This is a genomic window from Vibrio sp. B4-6, from assembly GCF_963888245.1.
In the GTDB taxonomy this organism is placed as follows: Bacteria; Pseudomonadota; Gammaproteobacteria; order Enterobacterales; family Vibrionaceae; genus Vibrio; species Vibrio anguillarum.
This window is the reverse complement of the sequence record NZ_CAWPIM010000055.1, coordinates 267,841-290,956: the sequence shown is the minus strand read 5'-3', so window position 1 is coordinate 290,956 and position 23,116 is coordinate 267,841. Positions and strand designations below refer to the sequence as shown.

Here is a 23,116-nt window from a genome sequence, read left to right as displayed (position 1 = left end):
CGCTTCCTAGTAAAGTGTCCAGTGGCGTTGTTGAATGCGGCTAATAAAGTGGCGCAAATCATGTTCTAGCGGACGATCTTCCACCACAAAATCAAACTCTTGTAACACGGCTAAGCGCATCTGCTTGATATTGTGACTCATGTGTTGCTCATCCAGCTCATGATGACGTTTGCGCAATTCTATTGCTTGGGTCGCTGCTAGCAGCGAGGCGGCCGCCACTTGTTCTGTCAGTTCAAGCACACGTAGACAATCACGCGCGGCGATGGTTCCCATGCTGACTTTGTCTTGGTTGTGACACTCAGTCGAACGTGAAAAAACGCTGGCAGGCATGGTATGTTTCAAGGCTTCGGCCGTCCACGCTGAAATACCAATCTGCACGGCTTTAAAGCCGTGGTTGATCGGTTTTCTTTCGCCTTCTGCGCCAGTTAAGTTAAACGGCAAACCGTTGTTGAATTTGTAATCCATCAATTGCGCCATTTGGCGATCGAGCAAATCGGCTAGGTTAGCAACCTGTGTTTTTAAGGTATCCATTGCCATGGCAATGTGGCCGCCGTAAAAATGACCGCCGTGCAGTACGCGTTCATTATCGCCATCGATGATGGGGTTGTCGTTGGCACTGTTGAGCTCATTTTCAATCAGTTGACGTAGCCACGGCAGTGCATCTTGTACGGTGCCAATCACATGGGGTGCGCAGCGCAATGAATAGCGATCTTGCAGGCGATCACTGTTGCGAGGTGGGCGCTCTGCTTGTAAGTCATCGCGTAGCCATGCTGCGATTTGTTGCTGACCAGGATGCGGCTTGACGGCAAATAGTGCGGCATCAAAATGGAAGTCGTTACCCTGAATACCGACAGACACCATGGCGGTAATTTTGGTGCAGAGTTGAGTTAAATACTCGGCGCGTTTATAGGCTAAACAGGCCAAAGCAGTCATGACTGATGTGCCGTTCATCAGCGCTAATCCCTCTTTTGGTTTTAGCTTGATCGGGCGAATACCCAGTTCGTTAAACACATCTTGAGTTGGGCGCATCTCACCTTTATAAAGCACGTCGCGCTCACCAATCAGTGTGGCCGCGAGGTAGGAGAGTGGCGTTAAATCGCCGCTTGCCCCGACCGAACCTTCTTGTGGAATACGAGGGGCGATATCGTGGTTGATCAAGGTGACGATTTGGTTAAGCAGTTCATGGCTCACACCAGAGACACCTTGCGCTAGTGAACACAAGCGCGTTGCTAATACTGCGCGAGATTGCTGATGGCTTAATACCTCGCCTAAGCCACAGCCGTGAAAGCGAGTCAAATGCAGTGGTAATTGGTCTACTAGATTCGGCGGAATGGCAACGGTACATGAATCACCATAGCCGGTGGTTACGCCGTAAATCACGCCTTCTTCTTTTAAAAGTCGTTCTAGAAAAGCGACGCCGCGATCAATTTTAGCGGTGAATTCCGCTGAAGAATTGAGGTCGGCCTGCGCGCCTTGCGAAATCGCGACAACATCTTCAATGGTGAGGCGATCGACGCCAAAAGTTATGCGGTTATCTGTCTGAATCATCATGCTGCTGTTTACTTAGAGTCCAAAAGTTGAAAAAGTTATACCACTGCAGTGGAGCTTGCAGTGTGTAATGTTCCAGCCGATCAGCGTAGCGTTGTACTACCTGCGCTAGCGCCGCTTGTCGCTCTTTTCTCGGTAAATCTATGTTGTCGCTAAAGTGCTCGAAATAGACGTTAAAATGTGGAGTTTTAGAACGTTCGTCTCTTAAGCCAAACAAAAGGTAGACGGGAGCTTTCAACACCGAGGCCAACATAAAAGGGCCTTGTGGAAACGGTGCGGGTTGGCCTAAAAAATCGGCCCATACGGCTCGGGTCTCTTTGCTGGTGGACGTTCTATCTCCGACGATCACCACCCATTCTCCTTGCTCTATTTTCTGTTGAAGCAAAATAGCGGTATCGGGGCCCAAACGGCTCACTTGAATGAGGTTCAGTTCTGAGTTGGGATTGATCGCTTTCATTACCGCATTGAAGCGTTCGGCGTGCTCGGTGAAGACTAACGCATTGATCTTAATATGAGAATGCCGACGTCCCAGAGCGCGGCACAGTTCAATATTTCCAAGATGAGATCCTAAAAGAAGCACACCTTGTTTACGTTCTACTAGGGCTTGGAACGATTCTTGACCATGGATTGTCAAGTTTTTTACCGAAAAATCGCCTTTCCATGCCGCCAATTTATCCAGCATAGTGTGGCCAAAAGAGAGCAGATGGTTATAGCTAGAGAGATGATTTGGCAGCGTGATTTGGCGACGGTTTGCGTAGCTTTGTAAGTGCTGTAAATATTGTTCAGAGGCTTGGCGAGCTTGTTTTCCGGTAAGGTAGTAATAGCTCATTACAAGTTTCAGCATAAGGTTAAAAATTGGCCGCCCGAGTAGGCTATATACCGCCAGTAACGCTTTAATACCTAGAACCGTTCCTCGTTCTTGACGCTTTGACCAGTGCGGGTTTGGCTCTGCACCACTTTTGTTGTGCCTGCTTTGGTTGCGTTTCAGCAGTTGAGGAATACGCGGTAACATGCCAAAAAATAATTTGCTGTGCATCCAACTGATTTTTACGTTATCCCATAGTGCATCGAAATGAGAGACGCCTCCTTCAGGATAAATGACGCGAGTTTCCACAAAATCGATATCGACCCCGTGCCAATACATGCGAACTAAGATTTCGATGTCGAAATCCATGCGCGTGCCGATCTTATGGTTATTGAGCACCTCAACGGTGAGGTCTACAGGATACGCGCGAAAACCACACATACTGTCTTTGATCGTAAAGGATAGCGTTTCAATCCAAACCCAAATATGCGTTGCGTAACGGCCATATAAACGCGCTTTGGGTACGCTGTCATCGTAAATCGGCTGACCAGAAATTAGGTGGTTTGGATGTTGCTTTGACGCGGCCAGTAATTTAGGCAGCGCTTGTAAATCATGTTGGCCATCGGCATCAATTTGGATGACGTGGCTAAACCCCAACTGCTGTGCTTGGCGAATTCCAGCCATTACCGCGCCACCTTTTCCTTGGTTTTGTTCTAGGGTAATTAGGTGAACATGTGTTTGCTGAGCGACGTTGCTCAACGCCTGTTTTGTTTGCTGATTGCTGCCATCATCAACCAGTAAAATGGGAAGTTCAAATGCGCTGAGTGATGAGACAACTTCTGCTACTGTGCTGCCGTGGTTGTAGCACGGAATTAAAAAACAAGCTTGATAATCAGCCACAGATTTCACCCAACTTCATTTTTCCTGATGAGTGAATGATGTTTAAACCCTCACGCTGTGAACTATAACTAAACGCGAGTTTCTGTTTTTCCTCATCCCAACTTAATGCCAGTTGAACGGTCATGTCTGGCAAGATAGGTTCTTGGAATTTGATCACTTCCATACCTTGAAAGCTTGTGGGTACAGATAAGTATTCTCGTGCATAGCGCAGTGCCCAATCGATTTGGGTAACGCCTGGCAGCAATGGGAAATGCTCAAAGTGTCCTGAAAAATCAATGATGTCGGCGTCAACGCGCAGCGTCAAATTCACCGTGTGAGGCTGAGTGTCAGCACATAATAATGTGGGTGTTCTTTTGGCCATAATCTATTGGGCTTCGTTATTTTTATGGTTGGAATAGTGTTTCTAGTTCAGCAACAAGGCGCTTACCTTGGCTGTTGAGTGGGATCTCTTTTACCACTCTAAAGCGTCGAGGTACAGCAATAGGTTCTAACCATTGGCGCAGTTCAGAGCGCAGCAACAGCCAGAATTTCCCCTTTCCAAGTTGAGCTAATTTTTCAGTGCCGCAGGCTGACAGTACAATCGCTGAGATTAAGATCAAACGTTCACCGTCTTGTTGTGGTAACACGGCTGTTTCACTGATCCACGGCAGTTGTTCAATACGCTGCTCCACTTCAACCAGTGAGATCCGTTTTTCTTCGATTTTGATGATGCGATCGGTGCGACCTTTCAAGGTAAAGTGCCGTTGGTCGGAAAACTCACATTCATCGGCTGTTTGATACCAATGATTCGGATCAATGTGTGCAGAGCGCAAGGCTAAGCAGTGTTCGCTGTTAAGTCTTGCTTCAACGGAGGGGAAAAGCTGCCATTGCTGCGTTGCACTGTGCTGTTGCCGAAAAGCGATGCCGCCAGTTTCCGTACTGCCATACACTTCGATAGGTCGTTGCCCAAACAGGGTTTTTGCGTGACAAGAAGCAGAGTAGGGAAGCGGGCCACCGGAAGAAAATAGTGTGCGCAGTGGGCTTGGCTGATGCTCTTGTGATAAGCGTTTCAATAGCGCAGGGCTACTGATCAGCACAGTGTCCGGATGCGCATGTGCGGTCACTTGTTCTGGAAATTCCAAGTTATGGCGGGCAAATGCTCGCCCTGCACACAGTGGCCATAACACACGAAATAGCAGCCCATAAATATGTTGATGAGAAACTGTACTTTCCACTTTTGCACCAATGAGCTGTTCGCCCCAAAGCTGCTCTAAAATGGCGATTTCAGCTTCAAGCTGCCGCAGTGTTTTGATGATAGCCTTAGGCTGACCGCTGGAGCCTGACGTAAACAGCGTGACGGTTTGTGTCTCTAATGAAAGTGGTGCAAAACAAACGGCTTCATCGCGCATGTCGTTGGGTAGCGCTAAATGGTTAAGAGAGAGAGTTGGCGTAGAATTGGGTATTGTTATCGCCTCATCACACAGCAACAACTCAAAGTGTTGGCTCAGTTCTGCCAGTGCCGCAGGTTGATAATTACCGGGCAGAATTAATGATTTTTGCGTGCAGCAGACGGCGAAAAAACCGACTGAGAACCGATAGCTATCGCCAGCACACAGTGCAATATGATGTTCATTTCGCGATGCTAATTGCCGGCTTAGTTGGCTGACATCGGCGACAAAGTTTGCCCAGTTAATGGTGTTATTGAGGTCAAAAGCAACACAATGCGAATCGTTTCTTGGTGAGGAGAGTAACGTTGCAAGCGAGCAAAAATCGGGGTTGCCGAAAGTCATAGCGTACCTAGCCTTTGCGAATCCTTTGCCTTACTAGCCATTCCGTTACAAAGAGGCTGCCAGCAAGGAGATAACTGATCAATCCGTTATACAACGTCCAGATCTCGATAGATTGGAAGCAGGTATAAAGTGCGATGGCTCCATTCATGATGAAGTAGAGGCACCACACTTTAGTGACCGTGCGTGTGTACTCAATGCCACTTTGAGGAAGTTCAGGCTCTTGCAGCCTCGCCAGCCGTTCAATCACTGTTTGCGGTTGCGTTAGGCTCAAGGCAAAAAGAGCCAAAAGACATACATTAACCACAACAGGGTAAAACAGTAGCCAACCATGCTGCTGAAAGAGCATCCCCAAAGTCACCAAAGTGATACCAACGAACCCACTAATCCAAGCCAGTTGCTTCAGTTCTTGAAGTTTGGCTTGCCAACCAGAAAGAATTCTTAAAGCAAAAATAGCGGCTAAGAAACCCCCTATAGCTTGCAAACCAAACTGATTAATCCCGAAGTAGACCGCGAGTGGGTAGGTAAGCAGGACGATTGCAGACAAAATCGTCAGCAATCGCCGCATTAGCTTTCCTTAACAAGTTCAATAACCGATTCCACCACATCATTGACGGTGCGAACGGTTTTAAACTCTTCAGGCTTGATTTTTTTGCCAGTCACTTTTTGTAAGTGAACGACAAGATCTACAGCATCAATACTGTCGAGATCGAGATCTTGATAAAGGTGAGCGTCTGGTTGAATATCGGCTTCATCAATTTCAAATAGTTCAACGAGAGCTTCTTTAACTTGATCAAATACTTGTTGTTGGTTTACTTCTGTCATAACGCTATCTATTTATTAGTGGCTAGTTTGAGATGAAATATAATTTGCTAAGTTTGCCACTGATGCAAAGTGTTGGCGAGTATTGGAGTCATCAGCGTCAATGACGATATTATACTTCTTTTTAATGGCCAAACCGAGCTCTAAAGCATCGATAGAATCTAAACCTAACCCATCACCAAAAAGTGGTGCGTCAGTTTCGATATCGTTAACTGAGATATCTTCAAGATTTAGTGCGTCGATAATGAGCTGTTTTATTTCTGTGTGTAGTAATTCCACTTCAACCTACTTATATAATGTTCTAGCCGTTTTGAACAAAACCTTGATATACACTTCCCCACTTAAAGTTGCAGCGGTGTTGGCTACGTTCGCTCACCCCAATCATATCGTTATCTATACGGATGGGGACTTACTCACTTTCCGCTTCGCTGCAACTTGACGTTATGGGTCGATAACTTCAATAGTTTTGTCATTTCTGGTTATTGTTTTGGGGGAAAATCACCTCTGCAAGGTGGCGATTTAAACGTCGTGCTGCAGTGGTGGGGTTATCAGCACCTTCAATAAAAGGTGTGACGGCAACTTTACCCTTTATCTCCACATGGAAAAAGGGTTTGGTTTTAGGAACTTGGTACCACTTTTGCTCTTTTGTGAGAAAACTCGGAGAAACGGTAATATGTACGATGCGTAAGTCTCTTTGAGTTCGGATTGCGATTTGCGCCGCACCGCGCTGCAATTTGGGTTTAACGCCGGGTGTGGTTCGCGTGCCTTCAGGGAAAATCAATAATACGTTTCCGCGACTCATGCGTTCCTCGCACACATTTAACAAATCATCAGGTGTTTCATTTGGGATATAACCTGCGGCTTGAACAATCCGTTTCATAAAAGGATTGGCCCAGATAGCTGACTTAACCAAGCAATCGCACTGATGAAGTTGTGATGCAATGAGAACATAATCAATTAAGCTTGGATGATTGGCGATAATAAGGCAGCTTTTATCCTGTTTTAATAGTTCTGCGTTGGTTATTTTATAGTCGATGGCACCTGTTAATTTCATCAACTTACAAAATATATTGAATGAGTTTTGGATTGATTTTTGAACTTTATATTCTCGACGATCTGTTTGCGATGAAAATAATGCAATCAGTGGGATAATAATAAAACTCAGCGTTAATCCGCCTAAACCAAATATAAAAAAACAAAAACCTGTAGCAGCAATACGCCAGTAGCGGTTGAACTCTAACATTTTCGTTGCCATTTCCAAGCGCTTTGCGAGCCCTCAATGATCCATTCAGATTTTTCTGACAAATAGTGGTGAAGAAACGACAATGCTTGCGGCTGTTGTGGCTTGGTATCAGACATCTGCATAGAGAGCGTAAAATCTGAACCGTGAGACAGGGTTAACCCTAAGGCATAGCCTTGAAATTGCCACTCTTCGTATTGTTGGTAGTCGCTAGGTAGTGGCTCATCAAAATCAACCAACAGCACTTTGTGACTAGGGTGCTCATTTAGATAGAGCCAAGCTTCTAATATGGCACTTTGAAATGTGTTTTGTGCTGCTGCAATCGAGGTTAACGGGATCGGTTGTTTTGAAGCGATGGTTGCTAGGCCTGCCGCTGTATTATGAACAGATTGTGAAAACGCCATTGGTGAGGCTTCTTCGCCAGTTAATATTGACTTCACGATTTCAACGCTACGATGAAGTTCGCCATGACGACATGAAAATACCATGTAATCAATATGTTGTGATTCTATGGCAGTCAGTGCAGTCTGCACGGCTAATTTGCTCAAACGACTCATTCTGCGGCGCATCATTGGAGGAATATGGTCTGTGTTGAGCGTATTATCGTCAGGCCATATCTCTTCTCTCGCCCAATTTTGCCAATCAGAAGGGTGAGATAAGCCTGCAGAAGTTGCAACCCAAGTATCAATATTTAACGTGATTATTTGCTGTTGATTTGACATAAGATATTGCATTGTTTTTGATAGGGTTAAATACTATGGCACAAGATTATTCTTCGCAACTATAAACGTTTGTATCCTTGACTTAAATATTGATTTTTAAGAATTGAGTCGAACTTAGATTAAGTGTTTGGATATTGTTCACAAATTAAAGTTAGGTTTTAATGTGTTAAATCAAAAAATAGATCCTTATAACGCTTTAGAGGCAAAAACCGAAGCTCAAAAATTATCTTTTGCCCCCATCGTTTTTCATACGGCGCGTACATTACGTGACTTAGGCATACTGGCTGCATTAGATAATGCTGGCGAAAAAGGTTTAAACGCAGAACAAATTGCTCAAGAAACGAGCGTGTCAGAGTATGGCGTTAAAGTATTACTCGATATGGCCATCAGTGCCCACATTGTTTTATGGGATAAACCGAATTATTCATTGGCTAATCTAGGCATTTTTTTGCTGCATGATGGGATGACGCAAGCCAATATGGATTTCACGGCAGACGTTTGTTATGCCGCCATGATGCACTTAACCGAATCGATCACCGAAGGCAAGCCTGCTGGTCTGAAAGAACTCGGCGATTGGGATACCATCTACCAAGGTTTATCGCGTTTGCCCCAGCAAGCTAAAGAGAGTTGGTTCAAATTCGATCACTTCTATTCCGATCGTTCTTTTCCTATTTTGCTGAAAGAAGTGTTTCGTAAAAAACCGAAACATTTGGTCGATATTGGTGGCAATACGGGTAAATGGGCACTGCAATGTTGTCACTATGATTCAGACGTTGAAGTGACGATTGTGGATCTGCCACAACAGTTGGAAATGGCGATGGCTAACGCGCAGCAACAAGGTTTTACGCAGCGTATTCATCCTTTTCCAGCCAACATGCTCGATAAAGAACAACCGTTACCAAAAAATGCGGACGTGTGGTGGATGAGCCAGTTTTTAGACTGTTTTTCGCCAATGGAAATTTTGAGTATTTTAAAACGCGTTCGCGCCAATCTTTCTGCATATTCGACGGTTTATATTTTGGAACTGTTCTGGGATTCACAGAAGTACGATGCGGCTTCTTATAGCCTCAATGCCACCTCTTTGTATTTTACCTGCCTTGCAAATGGTAATAGTCGCTTCTATCGCAGCGAAGATTTCTTAGAAATCGTTCAAGCAGCAGGATTACAGGTGATCAAACGAACCGACAATATTGGCCTTGGCCACACCTTGTTAGAGCTAAAAGCCCAAGCTTAATTAAAATCGATGCGAGTCAATTCATGAATAAAGAGATAACTCAAGTTGTTATCATTGGTGCGGGCCCTTCGGGTTCGACTGCCGCGGCATTACTCCATGCACAAAACATACGCGTGTTGGTTATTGAAAAAGCACTTTTCCCACGCTTTTCTATTGGCGAAAGCTTATTACCTGCTTGTATGGAAGTGATAGAAGCGGCGGGAATGTTACCTGATGTTATGCGTGCGGGTTTTCAATATAAAAATGGTGCTGCCTTTCGAAAAAATGGTGTATACGCCCAGTTTGATTTTACCGACAAATATTCGAATGGACCGGGAACCACTTTTCAGGTACAGCGCAGTCAATTTGATAAAGTATTAGCGGATTCTGCTGTTAAGCAAGGGGTTGAAATTCGTTATCAACATCAACTGACGAATATCGAATTTGAAGAGAATAAATCACAATTATTGGTGACGGATCAACACGGTATAACGTATCAAATTGAAGCCGACTTCGTGCTGGATGCCAGTGGCTTTGGCCGAGTATTGCCTAAGTTACTCGATTTGGAAGAGCCATCGTGTTTACCTCCGAGAAAAGCCATCTTTACCCATATCATTGATCATATCTCCCCTGAACAACCAGACTACGACCGAAACAAGATACTGATCTCCGTCCATCCGCGTAATCCTGACGTATGGTACTGGCTCATTCCTTTTTCTAACGGCACATGTTCATTAGGTGTTGTCGGTGAACCGTCGTTTTTTGACGGCTATCCAAGTGATAAAATTGCGGCGATCCAGCAATTGGTGAATGAAATGCCTGAGCTGGCGGAACTGCTTTCGAAGTCCGAATACCCTAATCCTGCTGGTGAGCTAGGCGGCTATTCTGCAAATGTTAAGCAGTTGGCCACGGTAAATTATGCGTTATTAGGCAATGCTGGTGAATTTTTAGACCCGGTGTTTTCATCAGGTGTAACGATAGCCATGAAATCGGCTCAGTTAGCGGTGTCTTGTGTTGTACGCCAACTAAAAAACGAAAGTGTAGATTGGCAGCAAGAGTATTCTCAGCCATTAATGGTCGGAGTGGATACGTTCCGCACTTATGTGGAAGGTTGGTACAACGGTATGTTACAAGAGGTGATTTTTTACCAAACGCCCAACTCAAGAATAAAGCAGATGATTTGCTCTATTCTTGCAGGATATGCTTGGGATAGTAGTAATCCTTATGTTGCTGAGCACCAACGACGCTTATCAAGTTTAGCTGAAATTATTCGTACTTCATCTCATTAATAATATCCGCACCGAAATTATGTTTTGGTGCGGATGTGCATCTCACATTCTAATTTTATGGGTTTATTCTCTTGTAAGATTATTCCTACATCGCATTAACGTGTTGATAAATATGTATTTTAATCAATTTTGTTCTGATGCCCTGTTCTTGGCAATGACGAGCAGGATCGTTAAACTAGTTGGATATTGGAATCAATATCACGAGAATGAATTTGTTACGTATCTACTTGCTGTTAATTTTAGCAATTAACTTACTTTTTAATACTGTTTATGCCGCCGATTATTTATCAGATTCGGAACGTACCTATTTAAAAACAAAAAAAGTCATTGTAATGGGTGTATTGTCTGAACCTTGGCTACCTTATTGGGGCGGCATTGAGAATACAATCGGTATTCAACATGATTATGCGGTAGGAATAGGAAAAGAGCTTGATGTCAAAATTGAATATCGTAGCTATCAATCGATAACTGATCTTGTTGCTGCTGTGCATGGTGGTGATGTGGATTTTGCTATTGGTTTTAGCAAAACAAAAGAGAGAGAAAAAAATATTTTATTTACCTTGCCACTCTATAATAACCTACGAGTGATTTGGCTAAGGGACAAAAAATTAAATCAGCAAGATATGAGTCATTTGAAATGGGTTTGCGTACAAGGTTCATCTTATTGTGAAACATTAGAGCAGAGCCATTACCCACACATATTACTAGCACAAAGTTTCTTAGAATCAGCAGAAATGATGAAGCAAGGTTTAGCCGATGCAACGATAACCAACTATATATCACTCAATCATTATATCAGCCCTAATTCTGGATATGACGGTGAGATTATTGCAGATGGTCGATTAGGTGTCGAAATAAATAGAATTATTTTGCCGATGGGAAATAATGAATTAAAAAACATTTTTGATAAACTCATTCTTGCTGAAGCAACTGGAAATACAGCTAATAAGATAGACTCGACTAATATTTATTTTTTGAATAATAAAGACAGCCTAAAATTATTAAGTCAAGAAAATAGCAATCAAATTGTCAGATACACCATAGAAGAAGATGTATATCCACTCTCTTATTGTGATGAGGGTGATAATCAGGTGAAAGGATATGTCCATGATTTACTCAAGCTCATTGAGTCAAAAAGCTTCCTTAAATTTCAGTATGTACCGGCCAATGGCAGAGATATTAGACAGATGCTTATCGATAATGAAGTTGATTTATTGCCTTCATTAAATGTCGATGATATCGATAATCGTGATTTTATAGCGACCCCATCTTACACTAATTTGCAATTTGGTTATGTGGTCACTAAAAAGCCTTTTCAACAGAAAAAATTAGCGATATTAGATCGTACTGGTTACTTATATAGCCACTTAAAAATCTATGAAGATAATAAAAAAGTTAAAGTTTATAGAGATCTTAAAAAGGTTATTCTAGATTTAAAATCAGGTAAGATAAACCATGCCTTAATGAATCAAGATATTATAAATCAGCAAATGGCATATCTTGGTGATAAGTTCTTGATACTTCCCGCAATAGATAATGAAGGTTACTCTATTAATATCGGCATGGTCTTTCGAAAGGATGAGTCGATATTGTCTGAAATGCTCAGCCGATCTTTAACTATGGTAACTGAGTCTGAGATTAATGCACTAAAATCACTCCATAAGAAAGTGAATGTGAATTATGGTTATGATAAGCAGCAAGTTATAATCTATTCTTTGATTGCAATGTGTATTTTTTTGTTTTTATTATTATTTGGAATAATTATATTTTATAAGTTAAAAAGTTCCTTAAAATACAGTCAAATCAGTTCAAAACTTTCAGAAGTTCAAGTGCAATGGCTGACAGATTTGCTCGATAAAATACCCAGCATGATCTTCATTTCAGATGTGAATGGGAAAGTAGTGTTATCTAACCGTTCATATAAGCAATGTAGCAAGGCTTCTCTAATTAGTGATGATGTGAATTGCCTCATATGTACTGGCATCGGATCTGTCGATCTGTCGAATAAACACTATCAGATTGATGAGAAATATTATGTCATTAATCATGAATCGATTGCGCATCCCAAGAGTGGGGATACTCATTACTTGACCGTTTGCAGTGATATCACAGAACTCAAGCTCTCAGAATTGGCATTACGTGATTCTAATAATAAGGCACTAGAAGCTGTAGATGCGAGGAATCATTTTTTAGCTGTAATGAGTCATGAGCTTAGAACGCCAATTGCGGCCATGCTAGGGTTGATGGAGATTTTATCAACTCGAATTAAAAACGATGAGAGCCGTTTGTTATTGACGAATGCAATTCGTTCTGCCGAGAGAATTAAGCACCATGTCCATGAGATTTTAGATTTTTCAAAAATGGAAGCTCAGCAATTACAATTAGATATACGCCAGCATAATATTTTAGAAGAGTTATGTCCCACTATTAGAAGCTTTGAAGCGAGTGCTAAGTTGAAAGGCGTTGAGTTCGTTGTTGATTGGGTGCCGACAGCTATTATTTACGCAAAGTTTGATGCATTACGCTTAAATCAGGTTCTTACCAATGTATTAGCCAATGCTGTTAAATTCACTACGGCAGGTACGGTTTCCATCCACGTTGAATTGACGGAAGAACAGATAGTCTTTGCCGTAAAAGATACGGGGTGCGGAATGAATGAAGCGCACTTGGATTCGTTATTTAAGCCATTTATGCAAGCGGATAAAACCATTACTCGCCAATATGGCGGTACTGGGCTTGGTATGTCAATAGTATCGAATTTAGTCAATCTAATGGATGGTCATATTACAGTTTCCAGTACGCTGAATGAGGGGACTCAAGTAACAATAGTGCTTCCCATTTGTGGTGAGCCGCTATCTGAACCGTTGAGTCAACGTAACTACCGTTGCACTAACGAACGCATTATCGAGTGGTTGAAGTGTTGGCAAGTTTCGGTGAGTCAAGGTGGTGTATCCTTGGTCGATTTTGACGCGATAATGACTAAAAAACATCTCTATCCTGACCTTCTTATTGATAAGATAAAAGATAGTGAACAAGTGCTGGTTCAACCGAAAAAAATGAAACTTTGTGGGCATGTTTTGGTGGTTGATGATGACGCTATTAACCGTTTGTTATTAAAAAAACAGCTACATGAACTTGGTGTGCAAGCAACCATTGTTGGTGATGGAGAAGAGGCATGCCATCTTTTACAAAACGAAGACAGCCAGTTTGATTTACTACTAACGGACTGCCATATGCCTAAAATGGATGGTTTCGCTTTAGCAAGATTTGTTAAAAATCATATTCCGCAAGAGAGATATAAGGTGGTTATCGGTTGTACGGCAGAAGACTCACGGTTGATCGCAGAGAAGGCTCACCAGTCTGGTATGGAACACGTGTTGTATAAACCCTACTCGTTGGCGTCGCTGTATACTATGTTGAGTGGTTATCTTTCTATGTATCCTTTAGTAAATGCTGACTCAAAAAGCTGGCTTGAGAGCTTTTTACCGGGTGAAAAAAGTGAAATTGCTTCTGTTGTGGCAGAATCTTTAGCGGCCGAGGTCGATAGACTCGAAAAGCATGATTCTGATTACAAAATGATAGCCCATCGTGTTAAAGGCTCTGCCGGGGCGCTTCAACTGGATTATCTCGCGAGTCTTGCGGTTAGCTTGGAGCGCGAATTAGAACCACAAGCTGTTGTATCTGCAAAACAACGGCTGATAATGGAAATGAAAATCGTGATTATACAAGCACAAGAATGGTTAGATAAACAGCAACGAGTAGATGACGAATGAACATTTTGATTGTCGAAGATGATCGAATTCAAGCCACGAGTTTGAAACTGAAACTCAGACAACTTGGGTTGAATAACGTCGATATTGCAGCAAATGGACACCAAGCGTTGGCTTTATGCTTGCGCAAAGAGATATCGCTGGTTTTTTGTGATATTCATATGCCGGAAATGGACGGAGTTACGCTTTTGTCGATGCTTGGGGATAAACATCCTTCACTCGGAATTATTATATTGAGTGCTGTTGACGATGCTGTGTTAGACCTTACTTATAACATGTGCTGTTTAGCGAGCTTTAATTTTGTCGATGTTTTACGAAAACCCTATTCTATTGAGCAACTTGAAACCGTGATTCATGCGTTTCATGTGAAGTGTGAACAACAAGCCGCAAGCATTACGCCTATCTCATTAGGGTACAAAGAGATAGAAACAGCATTCAGTGAAGATTGGTTATTCAATTACTATCAGCCTCAGTTTGATTTTAAAACGGGTGCCATGGTTGGAGTCGAGGCACTTGTCCGACTCGATCACCCAGTTCATGGTGTATTAAGCCCTGCGCATTTTCTGCCTCTTATTGAAGAGCTGAATTTTATGGATAAGCTGTTTTTAATTGTTTTGGATAAAGCATTATCGGCTTTAGGCAGTTTGTCAGCCGATCTCCAGTTATCAATCAATATCTCCCAGAGTAATTTACAACAGCTGATCTGTGACCCTATTCTTACTCTCTGTCACAAATACGCGTTTCCCACTGATAAACTCACGCTCGAGCTGACGGAAGATCATGTCTATAACGGTACGACAGCATCACTGGCTAATCTTGCGCGTTTAAGAATGCATGGTGTTGGTTTATCCATTGATGATTTTGGCACAGGCTACGCCTCTCTAAGTCAGCTCTCGAAATTACCCTTTACAGAACTTAAAGTAGATCAAAGCTTTGTCCGTGATCTCTCCACCAATTATAAAAACCAGCAACTCACCAACATGTGCTTATTGCTAGCGCAATCCTTAGGCTTGCATTGTGTTGTCGAAGGTGTGGAGGACGAAGATACTTGGCAATATTTACGTCATTTAGGCGTGGATACTTGCCAAGGTTATTATTCGGCGATGCCGATGCCGATTGGCGATCTCGCTGAACTGTATAGCAAAAATATCAGCAAGCAGTTAAGCCATCAAAGTATTGAAGATGGTGTGTATTGCTTATTAGTTGGAGAAAATTCGACTAGCGCTAATGCCCTAAGAAAAATGTTGATGAGAGAAAAACGCGTTACGCAGGTGGTCGTTGCCAGTGATCTCGCTTGCGCTGTAAAGAGATTGCGTGATTTACCTTTTAATTTAGTGGTTGTGGATAGCTACTGTAGTAAAGACGCTAGTTTGCAGTTGCATCAGCATATTGAATCGATGAATTTTAAGGGAAGACTTATTTTTCTCAATGAATATCATGAAGCAATATCTGCAGAACTTGCACATGCGCGCCACATTGTGAAATCAGCTGCATTGACTGACACCATTCAGAGCATAATGGGGGAAGTTGGGCGAACAGTTAATTTTCAACCTAGTTTTCGACTCAATGAAAGACTATCCAGCAGAGAGTTGAGTGTGGCAAATTTGTTGATTCAAGGTTTGACCAATAAGCAGATAGCTAATCAACTGGATATTAATCAGAAGACAGTCAGTACTTACAAAGCGAGAATTCAAAGTAAATTGGGCATTCGTTCGGCCATGGAGCTGATTCGTTACATTGAGCTCGATCATCTTAGTGCCAGTTTGAGCATCGCTTAAACTGAATGTCGATTTGCGTAAGCATTAGATTACACTTTTCGGTGAAAGTGTTTATTTATTATTACCAATCAACACGTTGTTAATTTATTGTTAATCGATTTTAGTGACACTCTTCACGGATTTTATTTTCAGATGGCAGGATTATCCCTTTAAGTTAGATCTAACGTAACTAAGATGTTAAAAAAAGGCTGATTTTCCAGTGAAACGTGCTGAAAATGTACTCAACACTAGATGATTTAGCACTATGGTCTGACCAGATGGCGCTTGGTAACTTTAATTCACTGAGTTTGAGTTAATTGTTGGGCTATTTATCTATTCCATTAGGTAAACCATGGAATTATGCATTTTTTTGCTACGATTTTATGGCAAATTACTTCAATGGTTGCTAATGTGTGCCGCTATCCTTAGGAGTTTTTAGATTTTTCTGCTTAGTTTTTGCGCTAAATAAATCTAAAGTTCTAGCGATGCTAGAGAGCTCTCAAGGAAGTCATGGATGCAAAAATAAAAACTTGGAGTTTATGCATGTATAAAAATAAAATCACCCAAGCCCTTCTTCTAGGGGCGGGTATGGCAGTGGCTGCCACTTCTACTTTTTCTCTCGCGGCTGATGTTCCAGCCGGCACTAAATTGGCCAAAGTTCAGGAGCTCGTTCGTGGTAACGGTACTGAAGTCGCCACACTCGATCCTCACAAATCCCAAGGTGTTCCTGAGTCGCATGTAATTCGTGACTTATTGGAAGGGCTTGTGAACCAAGACTCGGATGGTAAAACCATTCCTGGTGTCGCAGAAAGTTGGGAAACGGCAGACAACAAAACATTCATTTTCCATTTGCGCAAAAATGCAAAATGGTCAAATGGTGATCCTGTCACGGCTGGTGATTTTGTTTTCAGCTTTCAGCGCGCCGTCGACCCTGTAACGGCTTCTCCTTACTCTTGGTATATGGAATATACCAAGATGAAAAATGCAAAAGAGATTATCGCAGGAACGAAAGACAAAAGTGAACTTGGCGTTAAAGCTAAAGATGACCATACACTCGTTGTTGAGCTTGAAGATGCTGTGCCTTATTTCGTCATGATGATGGGCCACACAACCGTGAAACCCGTTCATAAAGCAACCGTAGAAAAGTTTGGTGACCAATGGACCAAGCCTGAGCATTTTGTTGGTAACGGTGCCTACGTTGTTGATCAATGGGTTGTCAATGAGCGTTTAGTACTAAAGCGTAACGAGCAATACTGGGACAATGACAAAACAGTCATTAACAAAGTTACCTTCCTGCCTATTGAAAACCAAGTATCAGAAATGAACCGTTTCTTATCAGGTGAAATCGATATCTCTTATGAATTACCCACCGAGCACTTCAAGCGTCTGAAGAAAGAACACCCGGAATCAGTATCGATTCAGGGTAACTTGTGTACTTATTACTACCTGTTCAATACCAAAAAGGCACCATTTGACGACGTTCGTGTGCGTAAAGCGATTTCTTACGCTATCGACCGTAACATTGTGAGTGATGCGATTTTAGGTCAAGGCCAAAAACCAGCTTATTTCTTAACACCTGAAATTACGGCGGGCTTTAATCCTCAAATGCCAGCATATGGCAAGATGACGCAAAAAGAGCGCGATGCAGAAGCGGTAAAATTGTTGGCTGAAGCGGGCTTTAATAAAGACAACCCTCTGAAATTCAGCCTCCTCTACAATACATCGGAAAACCACAAGAAAATCGCTGTAGCACTGGGTTCTATGTGGAAAAAAACGCTCGGTATTAATGTCGTATTAGAGAACCAAGAGTGGAAAACCTATCTAGATTCTAAAGATCAAGGTAACTTTGAAGTGGCACGTGCTGGTTGGTGTGGTGACTATAATGAAGCGTCTTCATTCCTAACCTTAATGGTGAGCAATAACACCACGGGTGGTTTGCACTACCAAAGCGCTGAATACGATGCAATTATTGATAAAGCGTTAAAATCAACCTCTGAAGAGGAGCGCACTAAGCTATATCTGGATGCAGAAAAACTATTAACCAAAGATATGCCGATTGCCCCTATCTATCAGTATGTTAAATCTCGTTTATTATCTCCTAATGTAGGCGGCTTCCCGATGAATAACGCGGAAGAGAAGATCTACTCAAAAGATCTTTATATCACAGCAAAGTAAGTCCACTTACGCTGATAAAAATATAACGACTTAGACACTGCATGTAGCTATCTTCAGATAGTAATTTACATGCAGCGTCTTTCTAATTTTCATTGTCACAGACTGAAAGAGTGAGTTTATGCTTAAATTCATCGCAAAAAGGATATTAGAAGCGATACCAACCATGTTGGTGTTGATCACGGTATCTTTCTTTCTCATGCGTTTCGCTCCTGGTAACCCATTCTCAAGCGAACGTCCTTTACCACCGGAAGTGATGGCCAACATTGAAGCCAAATATGGCTTAGACAAACCCGTGTCTGAGCAATACTTCACCTACTTGACCAATATTTTGCAAGGTGATTTTGGCCCATCATTCAAATACCAAGATTATACGGTGAATGAATTGATCGCCGTTGCCTTGCCTGTCTCGGCAAAAGTCGGCTTTATCGCTTTTATTTTTACCGTTATCGCGGGTGTTTCCATTGGTACGATTGCCGCACTAAAACACAACACTTGGATTGACTACACCATCATGTCGACGGCAATGATTGGCGTGGTGATGCCGTCGTTTGTTCTCGCCCCAGCTTTAATTTATCTCTTCTCCTTGCATTGGAAAATATTCCCGGCTGGTGGTTGGTTAGATGGAAGTTTCCAATATTTAGTACTGCCAGTGCTGGGTATGTCGATGCTCTATATTGCCACCTTTGCCCGTATCACCCGTGGCTCAATGATAGAAACACTCAACAGTAACTTTATTCGCACGGCACGCGCGAAAGGGTTGAGTTATCCCTATATCGTTGTTAACCATGCTTTGAAGCCAGCTTTACTGCCTGTTGTGTCGTACATGGGGCCTGCGTTTGTCGGTATTATTACGGGGTCTGTGGTGATTGAAACGATTTTCGGTCTACCGGGTATCGGTAAGCTGTTTGTTAACGCTGCATTTAACCGCGATTACTCATTGGTGATGGGTGTAACCATTTTAATTGGTTTCCTATTTATTCTTTTCAACGCCATTGTTGATATTTTGCTTGCGGTCATTGACCCGAAAATTCGCTACTAACAGGGACGTATGGTTATGTTAACGAAAAGAGAAAACCTAGCCGCGGTTGAGAAGTTTTCTGAAAACTTAGAAATAGCTGGCCGCAGCTTATGGCAAGATGCGCGAATTCGCTTTATGCGTAACAGAGCGGCAATGGTCAGTTTGTGTATTTTGACGATGATGACCCTTGCGGTGATCGTACTACCGATGATGGCCCCGTATACCTATGACAATACGGACTGGTATTCAATGCACGTTGGGCCCAATGCGGATCATTGGTTCGGCACCGATAGCCTTGGGCGTGATTTGTATGTGCGTACCTTAGTGGGTGGGCGAATTTCGCTGATGGTTGGCGTAATGGGCGCGTTGGTTGCTGTTCTGATCGGCACACTTTATGGTGCGGCGTCGGGCTTCATTGGCGGTAAAGTAGACCGCATTATGATGCGTATTTTGGAGATTCTATACGCTGTTCCTTTCATGTTCCTTGTTATTGTGTTGGTCACGTTCTTTGGCCGCAATATCGTACTTATCTTCGTCGCTATCGGTGCAATTGCATGGCTTGATATGGCGCGAATTGTGCGTGGCCAAACCTTGAGCCTACGCAGCAAAGAGTTTATTGAAGCGGCACATGTGTGTGGCGTCAGCAACTGGAAAATTATTACACGTCATATTGTGCCAAACGTGTTGGGTATTGTAGCGGTCTATTCGACGCTGTTGATCCCAAGTATGATTTTGACAGAGTCATTTTTATCTTTCCTTGGTCTTGGTGTTCAAGAGCCGATGACAAGCTGGGGAGCACTTCTACAAGAAGGTTCACAAACAATGGAAGTCGCTATTTGGCAACTTGCTTTCCCAGCCGCGTTCATGGTGGTCACCCTGTTTTGCTTTAACTATGTCGGTGATGGTCTGCGCGATGCGCTTGATCCTAAAGACCGATAATTAAAAGATTAAGGAAGCAATAATGAGCTTATTAGATGTCAAAGATCTGCGGGTCGAATTTACCACTCAAGATGGTATTGTTACCGCTGTCAACGATTTAACTTTTTCACTGGAGCAAGGCGAAACCCTCGGTATCGTAGGGGAGTCTGGCTCTGGTAAATCGCAAACCGTGTTCGCTATTATGGGTCTACTTGCCAAAAATGGTATTATCACGGGTAGCGCAAAATTTGAAGGGAAAGAGATCCTCAATTTGCCAGAAAAAGCCTTGAACAAAGTGCGCGCTGAACAAATTGCGATGATCTTCCAAGATCCAATGACGTCACTGAATCCTTATATGAAGGTCAGCGAGCAGTTGATGGAAGTGCTGATGCTGCACAAAGGAATGAGCAAGTCGGCTGCGTTTGAAGAGTCGGTACGTATGCTAGAGGCGGTTAAAATCCCCGAAGCGCGTAAGCGAATTACCATGTATCCGCATGAGTTTTCTGGCGGTATGCGTCAACGCGTTATGATTGCAATGGCGTTGTTATGCCGGCCTAAGTTACTGATTGCCGATGAACCCACCACCGCATTGGACGTAACGGTGCAAGCCCAAATTATGGATTTGTTGAACGAGCTCAAAAGCGAATTCAATACCGCCATTATCATGATCACCCATGATCTGGGTGTGGTTGCGGGTTCATGTGACAAAGTATTGGTAATGTATGCTGGGCGTACGATGGAATATGGCTCTGTGGATGAAATTTTCTACAACCCGAGTCACCCTTACGCTGAAGGTTTATTAAAAGCCATTCCTCGTTTGGATACGGAAGGTGAAATATTACCAACGATTCCTGGAAACCCACCTAACTTGCTACGATTGCCACCGGGTTGCCCTTATCAAGAGCGCTGCCACCGAGTGACAGAACGCTGTAAACGTGAAGCACCTATTTTATTGCCATTTGCCGATGGTCGCCAACGTGCCTGTTTTTCTGATTGGGAGGCTTGGGTTAAATGAGCGAACAAAAACCATTATTACTGGATGTAAAGAACCTCAAAGTTCACTTCAACATTGCCTCTAAATCCGCGTGGCCGTGGTCTAAACCATCCAACATAAAAGCCGTAGATGGCGTTAATGTGCGCCTATATGAGGGTGAAACTCTCGGTGTAGTAGGCGAATCAGGTTGCGGAAAGTCTACTTTTGCGCGAGCGATCATTGGTTTAGTCGAAGCCACCGAGGGTGAAGTGGTGTGGCTAGGAAATGATTTGACGAAAATGCATGAGGTTGAGCGTCGCAAAACCCGTAAGCAAATTCAGATGATTTTCCAAGACCCACTGGCGTCATTGAACCCAAGAATGTCGGTTGGCGATATTATTGCAGAGCCACTTCAAACCTTTTATCCAGAACTTTCGAAGCAAGAAGTAAAGGATCGTGTAAAAGAGATGATGACAAAAGTCGGTTTATTGCCGAACGTCATTAACCGCTATCCCCATGAATTCTCTGGTGGTCAGTGTCAACGTATTGGTATTGCCCGTGCGCTCATTTTAAAACCGAAAATGATCATCTGTGATGAGCCAGTTTCTGCTTTGGATGTTTCAATCCAAGCGCAAGTGGTTAACCTGCTCAAAGAGCTGCAAAATGAGCTTGGTTTAAGTTTGGTTTTTATTGCCCATGATTTATCGGTAGTGAAACACATCTCTGATCGTGTACTCGTGATGTATTTAGGCAATGCGGTCGAGCTTGGCACCTCGGAGGCGTTGTTTGCGAATCCATCACACCCTTACACCAAAGCTTTGATGTCGGCTGTGCCAATTCCAAATCCAAAACTGGAGCGTGCGAAGAAAATTCAGATGCTAGAAGGGGATTTACCCTCGCCAATCAACCCGCCTTCTGGATGTGTTTTCCGTACCCGCTGTCCTCAAGCGACGGAAATTTGCGCACAGCAAAAACCGCAGATTAAAGGTAGTGATGAACATGCTGTGTCTTGTTTGCATGTCGAGCTCTAAATTTAGCCTGTGACAGGCTTAAGCGCGACGCATTTCTGGGTCGCGCTTTTTTTATCTGTGCGCTTAGGTATAGACAAATTGGGTATAGATAAATCGCACTGTTCAAAATTTCTGAATAACAAGGACAACTTCCTCCGGTTTTACCATTTTCTCTCCTACTTATAATAAAAAAGTCATCGGAATGAGGAGTGGAGATCATGGGAAAATTAGTTGAAGGCGTCTGGCACGATGTTTGGTATGGCACCAAAAGCAGCGCTGGGCGTTTTGTTCGCGAAGACGCAGGATTCAGACACTGGGTCGACAGCCAGCCAGACGCACGATTTCAACCAGAATCGGACCGTTATCATCTGTATGTCTCTTTGGCATGCCCTTGGGCTCACCGTACATTGATTTTTCGCCAGCTTAAATCACTCACCGAACACATTGATGTTACGGTCGTTTGCCCTGACATGCTAAGTGAAGGCTGGTCTTTTGGTATTCCTGAACCTCTGTTCGGCTATACCAAACTCCACCAAATCTACACCAAAGCAAAGGTAGATTATTCAGGGCGAGTAACTGTACCTGTGCTGTGGGATAAGAAGACCAATACCATTGTTAGCAATGAATCTTCTGAGATTATTCGCATGTTTAACAGTGCATTTAATGAGTTAACGGGTAACCAGCACGACTACTATCCGCAAGCACTCAGCAAAGCTATCGATGAATGGAATGCGTATATCTACCCCAATATTAATAATGGCGTCTATCGATGTGGCTTTGCGACCACGCAAGAGGCCTATGACGATGCTTATGATGCACTTTTTACTGCTTTAGATAAGGTCAACAACCATCTAGCAACGCATCGTTACTTGGTCGGTAACCAGATCACCGAGGCGGATTGGCGTTTATTCACTACACTTATCCGTTTTGATGCTGTTTACGTCGGGCATTTTAAATGCAATAAACAGCGTATCGCCGATTATGAGAACTTAAGCGGTTACTTAAAAGAGCTTTACCAAATCGATGGTATCAAACAAACGACCGATTTTTACCACATCAAACGCCACTATTATTTCAGCCATATCGGCATTAACCCAACGCAAGTGGTACCTAAAGGGCCGGATATTGATCTTGATACGCCCCATGAGCGCGGCTTTATTGGGTTATAACGAGGGTGGAAGTGTGCTATA

19 protein-coding genes are annotated in these 23,116 nt (G+C 43.0%); 10 read left to right on the top strand and 9 right to left on the bottom strand.

Annotation, left to right across the window (positions count from 1 at the left end; genetic code table 11):
* Nucleotides 1-6: 6 nt before the first annotated feature.
* The 9 genes from AACV20_RS14125 to AACV20_RS14085 form a co-directional block, all read right to left on the bottom strand.
* Nucleotides 7-1,551 carry an HAL/PAL/TAL family ammonia-lyase gene (locus AACV20_RS14125; RefSeq protein ID WP_170907503.1) on the bottom strand — a complete coding sequence of 515 codons (1,545 nt, stop codon included), beginning with the start codon at nucleotides 1,549-1,551 and terminating at the stop codon, nucleotides 7-9.
* A complete protein-coding gene (locus AACV20_RS14120; RefSeq protein WP_306685484.1) occupies nucleotides 1,532-3,253 on the bottom strand; it encodes a glycosyltransferase family 2 protein in 1,722 nt (573 codons plus the stop codon). The genes AACV20_RS14125 and AACV20_RS14120 overlap by 20 nt, the downstream gene beginning before the upstream one ends.
* Nucleotides 3,246-3,614, bottom strand: coding sequence for an ApeI family dehydratase (locus tag AACV20_RS14115; RefSeq protein ID WP_094150595.1), 369 nt, complete (start codon nucleotides 3,612-3,614; stop codon nucleotides 3,246-3,248). The genes AACV20_RS14120 and AACV20_RS14115 overlap by 8 nt, the downstream gene beginning before the upstream one ends.
* 22 nt (nucleotides 3,615-3,636) lie before the next feature.
* Entirely contained in the window at nucleotides 3,637-5,022 is a 1,386-nt protein-coding gene (locus tag AACV20_RS14110; protein ID WP_170907501.1) for an AMP-binding protein, read from the bottom strand.
* A gap of 7 nt (nucleotides 5,023-5,029) precedes the next feature.
* A complete protein-coding gene (locus tag AACV20_RS14105; protein WP_017050412.1) occupies nucleotides 5,030-5,587 on the bottom strand; it encodes a septation protein IspZ in 558 nt (185 codons plus the stop codon).
* A complete protein-coding gene (locus AACV20_RS14100; protein WP_013856486.1) occupies nucleotides 5,587-5,844 on the bottom strand; it encodes an acyl carrier protein in 258 nt (85 codons plus the stop codon). Before AACV20_RS14100 ends, AACV20_RS14105 begins: the two co-directional genes overlap by 1 nt.
* A gap of 15 nt (nucleotides 5,845-5,859) precedes the next feature.
* Nucleotides 5,860-6,120 carry a phosphopantetheine-binding protein gene (locus tag AACV20_RS14095; protein ID WP_013856487.1) on the bottom strand — a complete coding sequence of 87 codons (261 nt, stop codon included), beginning with the start codon at nucleotides 6,118-6,120 and terminating at the stop codon, nucleotides 5,860-5,862.
* Between the two features lie 190 nt (nucleotides 6,121-6,310).
* On the bottom strand, nucleotides 6,311-7,084 hold the full coding sequence (locus AACV20_RS14090) for a lysophospholipid acyltransferase family protein (RefSeq protein ID WP_026028155.1): 774 nt from the start codon (nucleotides 7,082-7,084) through the stop codon (nucleotides 6,311-6,313).
* A complete protein-coding gene (locus AACV20_RS14085; protein WP_170907500.1) occupies nucleotides 7,078-7,815 on the bottom strand; it encodes a beta-ketoacyl synthase chain length factor in 738 nt (245 codons plus the stop codon). Before AACV20_RS14085 ends, AACV20_RS14090 begins: the two co-directional genes overlap by 7 nt.
* Before the next feature lie 115 nt (nucleotides 7,816-7,930).
* On the opposite strand from AACV20_RS14085, the gene AACV20_RS14080 reads away from it, so the two are divergent.
* From AACV20_RS14080 to AACV20_RS14035, 10 genes are all read left to right on the top strand, one after another.
* The gene (locus AACV20_RS14080) at nucleotides 7,931-9,037 is read left to right on the top strand and encodes a class I SAM-dependent methyltransferase (RefSeq protein WP_017045151.1); all 1,107 of its coding nucleotides are present in this window, start codon (nucleotides 7,931-7,933) and stop codon (nucleotides 9,035-9,037) included.
* 23 nt (nucleotides 9,038-9,060) lie between these two features.
* Nucleotides 9,061-10,305 carry an NAD(P)/FAD-dependent oxidoreductase gene (locus AACV20_RS14075; protein WP_170907499.1) on the top strand — a complete coding sequence of 415 codons (1,245 nt, stop codon included), beginning with the start codon at nucleotides 9,061-9,063 and terminating at the stop codon, nucleotides 10,303-10,305.
* Between the two features lie 179 nt (nucleotides 10,306-10,484).
* On the top strand, nucleotides 10,485-14,078 hold the full coding sequence (locus AACV20_RS14070; RefSeq protein WP_249929756.1) for an ATP-binding protein: 3,594 nt from the start codon (nucleotides 10,485-10,487) through the stop codon (nucleotides 14,076-14,078).
* Nucleotides 14,075-15,853: an EAL domain-containing protein gene (locus AACV20_RS14065; protein ID WP_170907498.1), complete on the top strand. Its 1,779-nt coding sequence runs from the start codon at nucleotides 14,075-14,077 to the stop codon at nucleotides 15,851-15,853. The genes AACV20_RS14070 and AACV20_RS14065 overlap by 4 nt, the downstream gene beginning before the upstream one ends.
* Before the next feature lie 522 nt (nucleotides 15,854-16,375).
* Complete coding sequence (locus AACV20_RS14060; protein ID WP_170907497.1) at nucleotides 16,376-18,007, top strand: ABC transporter substrate-binding protein; 1,632 nt, start codon at nucleotides 16,376-16,378, stop codon at nucleotides 18,005-18,007.
* Nucleotides 18,008-18,125: 118 nt separating this feature from the next.
* Nucleotides 18,126-19,046: an oligopeptide ABC transporter permease OppB gene (gene oppB / locus AACV20_RS14055; RefSeq protein WP_013856495.1), complete on the top strand. Its 921-nt coding sequence runs from the start codon at nucleotides 18,126-18,128 to the stop codon at nucleotides 19,044-19,046.
* A 15-nt stretch (nucleotides 19,047-19,061) separates the two neighbouring features.
* Complete coding sequence (gene oppC, locus AACV20_RS14050) at nucleotides 19,062-19,964, top strand: oligopeptide ABC transporter permease OppC (RefSeq protein WP_026028150.1); 903 nt, start codon at nucleotides 19,062-19,064, stop codon at nucleotides 19,962-19,964.
* Nucleotides 19,965-19,986: 22 nt separating this feature from the next.
* Nucleotides 19,987-20,958 (top strand): ABC transporter ATP-binding protein, encoded by a 972-nt coding sequence (locus tag AACV20_RS14045; RefSeq protein WP_010319733.1) that lies wholly within the window; start codon nucleotides 19,987-19,989, stop codon nucleotides 20,956-20,958.
* Complete coding sequence (gene oppF / locus AACV20_RS14040; RefSeq protein WP_170907496.1) at nucleotides 20,955-21,947, top strand: murein tripeptide/oligopeptide ABC transporter ATP binding protein OppF; 993 nt, start codon at nucleotides 20,955-20,957, stop codon at nucleotides 21,945-21,947. Before AACV20_RS14045 ends, oppF begins: the two co-directional genes overlap by 4 nt.
* Before the next feature lie 197 nt (nucleotides 21,948-22,144).
* The gene (locus tag AACV20_RS14035) at nucleotides 22,145-23,095 is read left to right on the top strand and encodes a glutathione S-transferase family protein (protein ID WP_170907495.1); all 951 of its coding nucleotides are present in this window, start codon (nucleotides 22,145-22,147) and stop codon (nucleotides 23,093-23,095) included.
* Nucleotides 23,096-23,116: the final 21 nt, after the last annotated feature.